Raw genomic sequence first — 12,897 nt, forward strand, 5'->3', positions numbered from 1 at the left:
GTGCTCCCGCATGGAAAAGCTTAGATCCCGACGACACAGTTCGAAATAACATTTTGCTCTATAGCTACTTTTAAAATCCCATAAGTCGCGAAAAAACAGTCAGTTAGAGGCACTGTGTCCGGCTGTCTGCTTTTTACGGCATAAAATTGACATTCTTTTGCTATGGAACTTTAGTCTTAGTTATCGGGGGAGCGGCCGCCTCGCTTGGAGCTTGCCAAAACTTTGGCGACGCAAGACACGGTGATTTCCCTGAAGGAGCACAACATGTCGAACATTTCGTTCTTTTGTGAAGGGAAGGGGCCGTTCAGGAAGTTCGCCATAACTTCCAGTTTCCATGGCCCACCCATGTCCAATAGTTGCTCTGCCTGATCATCCGGCGAGCACTACCTTCCGCGAATTCCAGGTGCACATCTCGGGGAACGACCTTGCCTTTCCTGCGCCGGTTCTCGCCAAAAAATAATCAGAAAAACAGCGTAAGCCAGCACCTGACTAGGCCTGGGTAGGTTTTATCGTCCCGTGCCTTTCTCCATATAGTTCGAGGGCAATCCAAATGGCTAATTTCAACAAGGCGGACCTGGAATTCATCCTCAAGCAAATCTTCATCGCAGAGGCGCATGCCAATGGCACCAGCCTTATTGATTTGCTACCCAACAGTCAGGTGCCATTCGGTCTGCGCACCGTCGATGGCAGCTACAACAACCTGGTCACAGGCCAGAGTGAGTATGGCGCTGCGGACAATTCCTTCGTGCGCCTGCTTGATCCCCAGTATCAAAACGCGGCTTACGCGGGGACCGGCACGGTGGTCGACCCGCAGCCACGGATTATCAGTAACCTGATCGTCGACCAGACCGCCAACAACCCGGCCGCAGTGGCGGCGAACGGCGGTGCGGCCCCGGTGATCAGCCCCGGTCAGGATGGCGTGTTCGGCACGGCCGACGACAAGGAAGTGTTCTTTATCCCTAACGAGTCGGCAGACGCTGGTCTGACCGCCGGTTTCAACTCGTGGATGACCTTCTTTGGCCAGTTCTTCGACCATGGCCTCGACCTGGTCACCAAGAACAGTGGCATTACCGAAATCGTATATATTCCGCTGATGCCGGACGATCCGTTGTTCGACCCGAACAGTCCGACCAACTTCATGGTGTTGTCCCGTGCCGTGCGCACTGCCGGCGCGGACGGTGTACTCGGCACTGCCGATGATGGTCAGGCCAACACCACCTCGCCGTTCGTAGACCAAAGCCAGACCTACAGCTCGCACCCCTCGCATCAAGTGTTCCTGCGCGAGTACGTCCTCAATGCGGCAGGTGAACCTATTGCGACGGGGCGCTTGATTACCAATCGCGATCTCGGCGCCGATGGCCGGTTTGGCACTGCTGATGATAGCGATGGCACAGATGGCGGCATGGCAACCTGGGCCGTGGTCAAGGCCCAGGCCCGCGACATTCTCGGCATCGACTTGACCGACGCCGATGTACACAGCATTCCGCTACTGGCAACCGATGCCTATGGCAATTTCCTGCGCGGGCCGAGCGGCATGCCGCAGGTGGTGATGCGCGTCAGCAACGGTGCCGACGGAATCGCTGGCACAGCGGATGACATCACTCAACTGGTTGAAGGCAACCGGGATGCACCGATCAGCCTCGCCAACGCCGTGAGCACCGGGCATGCCTTCCTGGACGATATCGCCCACAACGCTGCGCCGGTCGTCGTCGGCGGGGTTCTGCAGGCCGATACTGACACCAATATCGGCAATGCGCAGGATGTTGGCGCGGGCGGCAACAACCTGACCTATGACAACGAACTGCTCGACGCGCACTACATTGCCGGTGACGGCCGGGCGAACGAGAACATCGGCCTGACCACTGTTCACCATGTGTTCCACTCCGAGCACAACCGCCTGGTCGAGCAAACCAAGGAAACCATCCTGACCTCCGGTGACCTGGCTTTCCTCAATCAGTGGCTGATAGACGACGTGGCCGCGATACCGACCACACCCGCCGAAATCGCAGCGTTGGTGTGGGACGGCGAACGTCTGTTTCAGGCCGCCAAGTTCGGCACCGAGATGCAGTACCAGCACCTGGTGTTCGAGGAGTTCGGCCGGACCGTGCAGCCACAGATCGACGAATTCCTTGCACCCAACGGGTATGACACCTCGATCAACCCTGCGATCCTCGCCGAGTTCGCCCACGTGGTGTACCGCTTCGGTCACTCGATGTTGACCGAGACCGTCGATCGCTTCGACCCCGCGTTCAATCCGCTCCTGACTGACCCGAACAACCCGGACTCGCAACTCGGCCTGATCGCAGCCTTCCTCAACCCGCTGGCGTTTGCCGGTAGCGGGGCGACGGCGGACGAAGCGGCAGGGGCGATCATTCGCGGTGTGACCCGTCAGGTCGGGAACGAGATCGACGAGTTCGTCACTGAAGCCTTGCGCAACAATCTGCTCGGTCTGCCGCTCGATTTGCCGGCCCTGAACCTGGCGCGTGGTCGCGACACGGGCATCCCCACGTTGAATGAGGCTCGCCGTGACTTCTACGCTCAAACCGGCGACAGCCAACTCAAGCCGTACATCAGTTGGGCTGACTTGGTGGACCACCTCAAGCACCCCGAGTCGTTGGTTAACTTCATAGCTGCCTTTGGTACGCATGGCACGATTACGGGGGCAACCACGCTGGCAGATAAACGCGCTGCTGCCTTGGCGCTGGTATTCGGTGGTGCCGGTTCGCCAGCAGACCGGCTGGACTTCCTCAACAGCACCGGTGCCTGGGCCAACGTAACGCGGGCCGGCAAGGACGGGCAACTGGGCACTGCGGACGACCTGACGGGCGTGACGATCACGGGCCTTGATGACGTCGATTTCTGGGTCGGTGGCCTCGCCGAAGAAAAAATGCCGTTTGGCGGCATGCTTGGCTCGACGTTCAACTTCGTGTTTGAAACCCAGCTGGAGGCGTTGCAGAACGGTGACCGCTTCTACTACCTGTCGCGTACCGCAGGTCTGAACTTCGGCACCGAGTTGGAAAACAACTCCTTTGCCAAGTTGATGATGCTCAACACCGATGTCACCCACCTGTCCAACACGGTGTTCCTGACGCCGACCTTCACCCTTGAAGTAGATCAGACCAAGCAGTTCACGAACCTTGGCGCGGATCTCAAAGCCGATCCGACGGGCGGCATTATGATCAACGGCGTGGAAATCGTGCCGCTGGTGATCCGCGACAACCCCGATACCCCCGATCTGGACAGTAATTATCTGCATTACACCGGTGAAGACCATGTCGTCCTCGGTGGTACCGCCGGCAATGACATCATTATTTCCGGTGAAGGCGATGACACCGTTTACGGCGACGAAGGCAATGACCGCCTCGAAGGCGGCGCCGGCAACGATGCGGTGCTTGGCGGCGCGGGCGATGACATCATCACCGACTCGTTCGGCGACAACCGTCTGGAAGGTAACGCCGGCAACGATGTGATCATCGCCGGAAGCATGGGTGCTCTAGGCAACCTGATCCTGGGTGGCGACGGCCAGGACTTCATTGTCACCACGGAAGACATCACCACGACCTTCGGCGGTCGGGGTGATGACTTCATCCTCGGTGCCAAGACCAACCTGCCGCCTACCGGCAACGAAGGTGATGACTGGATCGAAAAAGGCACCCAGGACGGTGCACCTGGCGATAACGCTGCGCCATTGCTCGCTGACGATACGATTGGCAACGATATCTTTGTCGGTGGTGGTGGCTTCGACGAAATGATCGGCGAGGGTGGCGATGACATCTTTGTCGGCAGCGATGCCCAGGACAAGATGGAGGGTATGTCCGGTTTCGACTGGGTGACCTACAAAAATGACAACGCTGGCGTAACCGCTGACCTGAGTCTGGCGGCGCTGGCACAGCCACACGGCAACGCGCCAAACCAGAACACCGGGGTGTTCAATCCGGTCGGCGCCTCGCCGGCCTCGATTCTCGACCGTTTTGCCGAGGTCGAAGGCTTGTCCGGTTCGAACTTCGCCGATGTGCTCAAAGGCGATAATGTGGATGCGGACACTATCCTCAACCACGGTGGTGCCACGGGCAGCGCGCTGACCAATGTGGCGTTGATCCGCGGACTGGCGCAGTTTCTGTCCGATGCCGGTTTGCCGACCACTGGCTTTGCCACTGGCAACATCATCCTCGGCGGCAATGGCAGTGACCTGATCGAAGGTCGCGGCGGCGATGATCTGATCGATGGTGACAAATGGATCAACGTCAGAATCGCCGTTTATGCTCCCGGCGACGTCAACCATACCGGTCCGGAGGTCGCCAGCTTCGACAGCATGACCGATATGATCCCGTTCATGCTGGACGGCACCTATAACCCGGGCCAACTCAAGGCTGTGCGGGAAATCCTTCCCGGCACCTCGACGGGCGGGGCAGCCTTCGACACCGCTATTTTCTCCGGGGTCCAGGGCGAGTATGTGGTGACTCAGGACACCCGTGGCACGGCCACTTTGGCTGACGATGTCTGGACCGTGGCAGATACCGTAGCGGGTCGCGACGGGACCGATACCCTGCTGCACATCGAACGCTTGCAGTTCGCCGATACCCAGCGAGTGTTGGTACCAGGGCTGAATGCACAACCGGTTGGCAGACCAGCCCTCACGGATGTAAACGGCGGAGCTATCACTGTGGGCGACACGCTGAGAGTCAGCGTGGCCGGGGTCACCGATGCCAACAACATCGGGGCGGGTAATCCTACGGGTACGCTCAACAACTCTTCGGTGTCCTACTATTGGCAGTTCGAGGCAAATCCAGGCACCGGCGTATTCGAGGACATCATTCTGTTGCCGGCCGGTGACCTGGCGTTTCAGAGTGCCGACGGCACTGCGTTCAAGGTCTCGCCGGATCTTGCCGGGCTGTCATTGCGGGTCAAGGCGATCTACCAGGACGCCCATGGCACGACTGAAATAGTGTTCTCGCAACCGACTGCCGTGGTGGCTCCCGGCGCGCCGGTTGTGCCAACGGCGCCGATACCTGTGGTCGATGCCACGGCGGGTGGCGAAGGCCTGCACATGGTCCGCTCCGACCTCAACTTCATTCTTGATCAGATCAAGATTGCCGAGGCTGTCGCGGACGGACAGGACATCCTCTCGCTGATCCCGAATATTCGTGCGCCATTGGGCCTGCGTACGGTCGACGGGTCGAACAACAACCTGCTGAACCTCAACGGCACCAACAACACCGGGTTTGGTTCTGCCGATAACGTCTTTCCGCGCTTGACCGATCCGGTCTTCAATCCAGCGGAAGGTGCTCCTGCCGGCTTCTTCGGACCCAGCTCGCCGGCCATCCCGGGATCGTCGTATGCGCAGAACAGCGGCAATGTGTTTGACTCGCAGCCGCGCACCATCAGTAACCTGATCGTCGACCAGACGTCGAACAACCCGGCGGCCTATGCCACGGCCTACGACGCGGGTGTCGACGGCGAACTCAACTTCGGCGCGGTGGGTAACGACGACGTGCTCAAGGATGGTGTACGGATCGTCGCCAGCCCCGGTCTGGATGGTCAGTTCGGTACTGCTGACGACCACGATGTGTACCTGTTCGAGAACACTGCTCCGGATGCGGGCTTGTCCGCGCCGTTCAACTCGTGGATGACCTTCTTCGGGCAGTTTTTTGACCATGGTCTGGATCTCGTGACCAAGGGTGGCTCGGGTACGGTCTTCATTCCGCTGCAACCGGATGATCCGCTGTATGTACCCGGCGGCAACGCTAACTTCATGGTGCTGACCCGCGCGACCAACTTGCCAGGGGTGGATGGCGTTCTCGGCACGGCCGACGACATCCATGAACACACCAACACCACGACACCGTTCGTGGACCAAAACCAGACCTACAGCTCGCATCCATCGCACCAGGTATTCCTGCGCGCTTATGAGCTGACCTCCAGCGGCCCGATAGCGACCGGCAGGCTGATCACTAACGTTGACCTGGGGCTGGATGGTAAGTATGGCACCGCAGACGACACCGAAATCGGTGGTATGGCGACCTGGAAAGTGGTCAAGGCGCAGGCGCGCGACGTTCTTGGCATCAACCTGACCGACGCCGATATCGACAGCGGTCCGCTGCTGGCGACTGACGCCTTTGGCAACTTTATCAAGGGGCCGAACGGCTTCCCGCAAGTTGTTATTCGGGTCAACAACGGGGTAGACGGCCTTGCCGGTACCGCTGACGACGTCACTACGCTTATCGAAGGCGATCCGGCCAATCCGGTCAGCCTCGTGAACGCGGTACGCACCAGCCATGCCTTCCTCAACGACATCGCGCACAATGCCGTGCCGGTAATCGTCGGCGGAGTTCTGCAGGCGGATGGTGATACCGATGTCGGCAATCCGCAGGACGTCGGCGCGCAGGGCAACAACCTGACCTATGACAACGAACTGCTCGACGCTCACTACATCGCCGGCGACGGCCGGGTCAACGAGAACATCGGCCTGACCGCGGTGCATGCGATCTTCCACTCCGAGCACAATCGGCTGGTCGCGCAAACCATGGACACGGTACTCGATTCGGGTGACGTGGCTTTCCTCAACGAGTGGCTGCTCACTCCGGTCAGTGCGTTGCCCGCCAACCAGGCTGAGATCGATGCGCTGGTGTGGAATGGCGAGCGCTTGTTCCAGGCTGCCAAGTTCGGCACCGAGATGCAGTATCAGCACCTGGTGTTCGAAGAGTTTGCGCGGACTATCCAGCCCCGGGTCGACCTGTTCTTTGCTCCGACCCAGGTCTATGACGTCGACCTCGATGCCTCGATCGTCGCCGAGTTTGCCCACACCGTGTACCGGTTTGGCCACTCGATGCTGACCGAGACTGTCGATCGCTACGACGCCGACTTCAACGTGGTTGGCGATCCGAACAGTGCTGATCCCAATCAGCAGCTCGGCTTGATCGCGGCGTTCCTCAATCCGCTGTCGTACGCCGCCAGTGGTGTGACGCCAGAGGATGCGACCAGTGCGATCATCCGTGGGGTGACTCGCCAGTCCGGTAACGAAATCGACGAGTTCGTCACCGAGGCGCTGCGCAATAACCTGCTCGGCCTGCCGCTCGACCTGCCGGCGATCAACATCGCCCGTGGTCGTGACGTCGGGATTCCCTCGCTCAACGCGATCCGCCGCGACATCTACAGCCAAACCGGTGACACCCAACTCAAGCCGTACAGCAGCTGGGTCGACCTGGTGCAGCACCTCAAACATCCGGAGTCGTTGATCAACTTCATCGCGGCCTATGGCACGCATGACACCATCACGGCGGCGACCACGCTGGAAGGTAAACGCGCCGCAGCCATGTTGCTGGTATTCGGTGGTACGGGTGAGCCGGCTGACCGCTTGGACTTCCTCAACGGCAGTGGTGCCTGGGCCAACGTAACGCTGGTCGGCAGGGATGGATTGGCAGGGACTGCCGACGATCTGAGGGGGGTGACGGTCACGGGCGTGGATGCCATCGATCTCTGGATCGGTGGCCTGGCCGAAGCGTTAACCCCGTTCGGCGGCATGCTCGGCTCGACCTTCAACTTCGTGTTCGAGAACCAGATGGAAAAACTGCAGGACGGCGACCGGTTCTACTACCTTGACCGTACCTCTGGCCTGTCGATGAATGCGGAACTGGAAAGCAACTCGTTCGCCAAGCTGATCATGGCCAACAGTTCGGCCACCCACTTGCCGGGCCTGGTGTTCTCGGACCCTGGGTTCTATCTGGAAGTGGACCAGAGCAAGCAGTTCAACGAAGGCCTGGGCAATGTTGATCCGCTTGGCGTGATCCGCGACAACCCGCAGACGGCAGGGCTGGACACCAACTACATCAAGTACACCGGTGACGAGCACATCGTGCTGGGTGGCACCAACGGCGCAGACATCCTCATCTCCAGTGAAGGCGATGACACGGTCTGGGGTGATGGCGGCAATGATCGCATCGAAGGCGGTGACGGCAACGACCAGTTGCGCGGTGGTGCCGGCGACGACATCATCACCGACGCCGGTGGCGACGATAACATCCAGGGCGGCGACGGTAACGACGTGCTGCACGGAGGCAATGGCGTCAACCTGATCATTGGCGGGTTTGGTAACGACTTCATCATCACTGGTGAAGACGCTTCCGAAGCCATTGGTGGCCAGGGCAACGACTTCATCCTGGGCAGCAAAGCCAACGAACAGGACATGGGTAACGAAGGCGACGACTGGATCGAGAAGGGCACATCGGACGGTGCGCCTGGCGACAACTTCGACCCGCTCGGCAACGATCCGGTGATCGGCCACGATGTGTTCATCGGCGGTAACGAGAACGATAAGTTCAACGGCGAAGGCGGCGACGACATCATGGTCGGCAGTCTCGGCTTGGGTGACCGCTATATCGGCGGCTCCGGCTTTGACTGGGCGACCTTCAAGGGTCTCGCCCAAGGCGTGAGCATCGATTACACCGACCGCTTTTTCGATGTGCCAACGGTGCCTGGTTCCGGTGCCTCGGCGCTGGTGCGGTTCGACATCATGGAAGGTCTGTCGGGTTCGGCGCACGGTGACTTCCTGCGCGGCGATAACGAAGATTCCACTTCGCTACCCACCGCAGGTGCAACCGGCAGTGTGCTGACCAACATCAGCCTGATCAACGGCCTGGCGGGTCTGCTGCCAGCCGGAGCGACGTTCTTCGACGGCGGCAACATCATCCTCGGTGGTAGCGGCAGCGACCTGATCGAAGGTCGCGGTGGTGACGACATCATCGATGGTGACAAGTGGCTGAACGTACGCATCAGCGTACGGGCAAACGCTGATGGCACGGGTCCTGAAATTGCTTCGTTCGACAGTATGGAGCCAATGGTGCCGTTTATGTTGAACGGTACTTACAACCCGGGCCAGTTGGTTATCGTGCGGGAGATTCTGACCGGGACTGACAACTTCGACACTGCGGTGTACTCCGGTAATTCGTCGGAGTACAGCGTCTCTGTCGAGGGCAACGCCCTCATCGTGACCGATCTGGTGGCGGGGCGTGATGGCGTCGATCGCCTGACGGGAATCGAGCGGTTGCAGTTCGCTGACCAGGCTCAGGTGACCGGCTTTGGCAACGGCGTAAACAGCGAGCTGTCGGGCCGTCTGGCAATCCTTGATGCGGACACCGGTGCGCGTGAGGATGCGCCGGTCGCCGGCCAATTGCTGCGCGTCAGCAATCGGGCGATACATGACGCGGATAACGTAAGTGCTGCCAATCCGACCGGCGCGATTGCCGGTGCGATGGCTTACTACTGGCAGGTCGAAAACGTTGCCGGCTCGGGCATCTATGAAGACATCACCGTTGTCGCCGCCGGCGAGGCACAGCGTGCGACCGGCACCACCTTCCTGGTGACAGACGATGTTGCGGGCCTGAACATCCGCGTCCGGGCGGTGTTTCAAGATGCCAAGGGTACGCTGGAAATCGTCGACTCGTCGGCGAACAACGCACCGACCGCAGGGCCGACCGTCACCGGGCTTCTGGTACAGAACCAGGTGTTGACGGCTGACACTTCGACCATCGTCGACGTTGATGGCCTGAGCAATCCGCAGTTCACCTTCCAGTGGCAGGCGACCAACGGGGTCAGCTTTGTCGACATCGCCGGAGCCACCGGTAACACCTTCACGCTTGGCCAGGATCAGGTCGGCGATCAGGTGCGTGTGGTGGTCAGTTTCGTGGACGACTTCGGTGTGGCCGAGAGCGTTACGTCCGACCCTTCGGACCCGGTTGCCAACGTCAACGATGCACCGACAGGTGCGTTGCTGATCAGCGATACGACACCGAATCAAGGCCAGGTGCTGACCGCGCTGACTGCCGGGATTGCCGATGCGGATGGGCTGGGTGCGTTCAGCTTCCAATGGCAGCAAGGTAGCGGTGCTACTTTCACCAACATCAACGGCGCGACCGCTGCGACCTTCACCCCTGGGGTGGCGCAGATCAATCAGCAACTGCGGGTGATCGTGCGGTACACCGATGGCTTCGGCGCGCCGGAGTCGGTGACCTCTGCGGCAACCGCGGCGGTTGCTGTATTCGCTGGCGTAGTACTGACGGGCACCGCTGGGGCAAACACCCTCACCGGCACCGTGGGTAACGATGTGCTGTCTGGTTTGGGCGGAAACGATGTGCTGAACGGCCTGGCCGGTAATGACCAGCTATTTGGCGGCACTGGCAATGACACCCTCAACGGCGGAGACGACAACGACATCCTCAATGGCGAGGACGGCACCGACACACTCAACGGCGGGCTCGGCGCGGATACCATGAGCGGTGGTACCGGCAACGACACCTTTGTGGTCGACAATGTCGGCGACATTGTTATCGAGGCAGTGAATGGTGGTACCGATCTGGTGCAAACCACGCTGACAACCTTCGTGCTAGGTGCCAACGTCGAGAACCTGACCTTTACAGGTGCCGGTAACTTCACCGGTACCGGAAATGCGTTGGCCAATACCATCACCGGCGGGGTGGGTAACGACTTCCTCGATGGCGGAGCAGGTAATGATCGAATGGTAGGGGGGGGCGGTAACGATATCTACGTCGTCAATGCAGGTGGGGACGACGTGGTCGAGGCGAATGGTGGCGGTACGGATACCGTGCAGACGTCGCTGGCCAGCTACACGCTGGGCGCTAATGTCGAGAATCTGACCTACACCGGCGTCGGCAATTTCACCGGAAATGGTAACGGGTTGAACAACGTCATCACCTCTGGGGGGGGCAATGACACCCTCAATGGTGGCGGCGGCAACGACATCCTCACCGGTAATGGCGGTAACGACACGCTTAATGGCGACGCCGGTAACGACCAACTGTTCGGTGGCCTTGGCACGGATAACCTGGACGGTGGCACTGGCGATGACAGCCTCGACGGTGGTGACGGCAACGATGCATTGAGTGGTGGAGCAGGCAACGACACACTGCTTGGCGGGCTAGGCAATGACAGCCTCGATGGCGGTACCGGCACCGATCTGCTCCGGGGTGGCGATGGCAACGATACGCTGCAAGGTGGTGCCGGTAACGACACCTTGTTGGGTGAAATCGGCGCTGACACTATCGATGGTGGTGCTGGCAACGATACGGTCACTGGCGGTGCCGGCAACGACACGATGTCTGCCAATAATGGCAACGATATCTTCGTGTTCGCTGCGGGCTTCGGGGTCGATCGGATCACCGGCTTCGATGCCAACCCGGGGAACGGAGGCCAGGATCGGCTCGATATTTCCGCGTTCAACATCACGGCGTTATCCTTTGCCGGCAGCGTCACTATTGCCGATGTCGGTGCGGATACGTTGATCAGCTTCGCAGGAGCTGACTCCATCCGCCTGGTAGGTGTGGCCGACGCAACAACCGTCACTGCCACGGACTTCATTTTGGCTACTTGAGGTCTGGTTAGTACTGTCGCAGGGAACGCGAACAACGGAGGGGAGGGCATTATGCCCTCCCTTTTTTTGAGCCTGACCGTTCGTTTTGGCGCAGTTGTGTGATGCGCGAGCGTTGTCAGTTGGTGCCGTCTGCTTGAGTCGGGTAACTGGATATCAGGAGGGCCAGGCAACGAAGAATTCGCAACCGTTGGATGTCAGGAGTGCGGGAAATAGTGCTCAGTATTTATCGTCGTATACGACGCCTCGCGTGACGGGACGGAAAATCACCGATTTCCTGAGCGACATAGCCGCGTAGGAAACCGGTGGTTATTTCAGACTCGCGCCCGCGTCCTGTTCGCCAACCTGTCAATCTCGCTGATTTCAGATTATTAGGACAGGCAGACGATCATTTGAAAAATTGGCCGCGGGTCGAAAAGCGATACTTCACCCAGGGTGCAGGCTGGAGGATTTTCTCAAACCCCAAAAACGACAAAGCCCTGAATAATCAGGGCTTTGTCGTATAAAGATGGCGGAGGCGATGGGATTCGAACTCATGGACCTGTTACAGTCGACGGTTTTCAAGACCGTTGCCTTAAACCACTCGGCCACACCTCCGTTTGTGTTGCGGGCGCCATAATACCTGAATGAAACACACTGTCAAACTCTCTGCATAGCTTGTTACAGAGCGTCTGTTATGATCTTTGCGACTGAACGTTTCAAACCAACAGGAGTGTCGCCATGCGCGAACAGGATTACGCAGTTAATAACAGCGTGCAGGCTGAGCAGCTAGAGGTTAGCCGCGTCCTGCGCAACACTTACGGCTTACTCGCTCTCACCCTCGCATTCAGCGGCGTGATGGCGTTTGTCGCTCAGCAGATGCGCGTCGGTTACCCGAACGTGTTCGTGGTGCTGATCGGCTTCTACGGCCTTTTCTTCCTCACCAACAAACTTCGTGATTCTGCCTGGGGCTTGGTTTCCGCTTTTGCCCTTACCGGTTTCATGGGTTTCCTGCTCGGCCCGATCCTCAACCGTTACCTGGGAATGCAGGGTGGCGCTGAAGTGGTCAGTTCGGCGTTCGCGATGACGGCGCTGGTGTTTGGTGGTCTGTCGGCTTACGTGCTGATTACCCGCAAGGACATGAGCTTCCTGGGCGGTTTCATCACGGCAGGCTTCTTCGTGCTGCTGGGTGCGACGCTGGCGAGCTTCTTCTTCCAGATCAGCGGCCTGCAACTGGCGATCAGCGCAGGTTTTGTGCTGTTCTCCTCGGTCTGCATTCTGTACCAGACCAGCGCCATCATTCATGGCGGCGAGCGCAACTACATCATGGCGACCATCAGCCTGTATGTATCGATCTACAACCTGTTCGTCAGCTTGTTGCAGCTGTTTGGCATCATGAGCCGCGATGATTAATCGAAGGCTTTAAGTAAAAAACCCGCTCAGCAGACTGTGTGAAAACACGCTGAAGGCGATCCAAGCAAACGCCCCGACTTGTTCGGGGCGTTTGCTTTTGTGCAGGTAACAGGCGAAAAAAGGCT

2 protein-coding genes and 1 tRNA gene are annotated in these 12,897 nt (G+C 59.3%); 2 read left to right on the top strand and 1 reads right to left on the bottom strand.

Features of this window, described 5'->3' with window-relative positions; genetic code table 11:
* Positions 1-550 precede the first annotated feature (550 nt).
* The gene (locus tag J2Y56_RS11175; RefSeq protein WP_310350132.1) at positions 551-11,383 is read left to right on the top strand and encodes a peroxidase family protein; all 10,833 of its coding nucleotides are present in this window, start codon (positions 551-553) and stop codon (positions 11,381-11,383) included.
* Between the two features lie 506 nt (positions 11,384-11,889).
* Here the strand turns inward: J2Y56_RS11175 and J2Y56_RS11180 are convergent.
* A tRNA-Ser gene (locus tag J2Y56_RS11180) sits at positions 11,890-11,977 on the bottom strand.
* A gap of 123 nt (positions 11,978-12,100) precedes the next feature.
* On the opposite strand from J2Y56_RS11180, the gene J2Y56_RS11185 reads away from it, so the two are divergent.
* On the top strand, positions 12,101-12,772 hold the full coding sequence (locus J2Y56_RS11185; RefSeq protein WP_310350134.1) for a Bax inhibitor-1/YccA family protein: 672 nt from the start codon (positions 12,101-12,103) through the stop codon (positions 12,770-12,772).
* The last annotated feature ends 125 nt before the right edge of the window (positions 12,773-12,897 follow it).

Origin of the sequence: Pseudomonas sp. BE134 (genome assembly GCF_031456105.1) — a bacterium.
Classification (GTDB): Bacteria; Pseudomonadota; Gammaproteobacteria; order Pseudomonadales; family Pseudomonadaceae; genus Aquipseudomonas.

Bases quoted from the DNA above. Each gene is read 5' to 3' on its own strand.
- J2Y56_RS11175 (WP_310350132.1), top strand. From the start codon at position 551: ATGGCTAATTTCAACAAGGCGGACCTGGAATTCATCCTCAAGCAAATC.
- J2Y56_RS11185 (WP_310350134.1), top strand. From the start codon at position 12,101: ATGCGCGAACAGGATTACGCAGTTAATAACAGCGTGCAGGCTGAGCAG.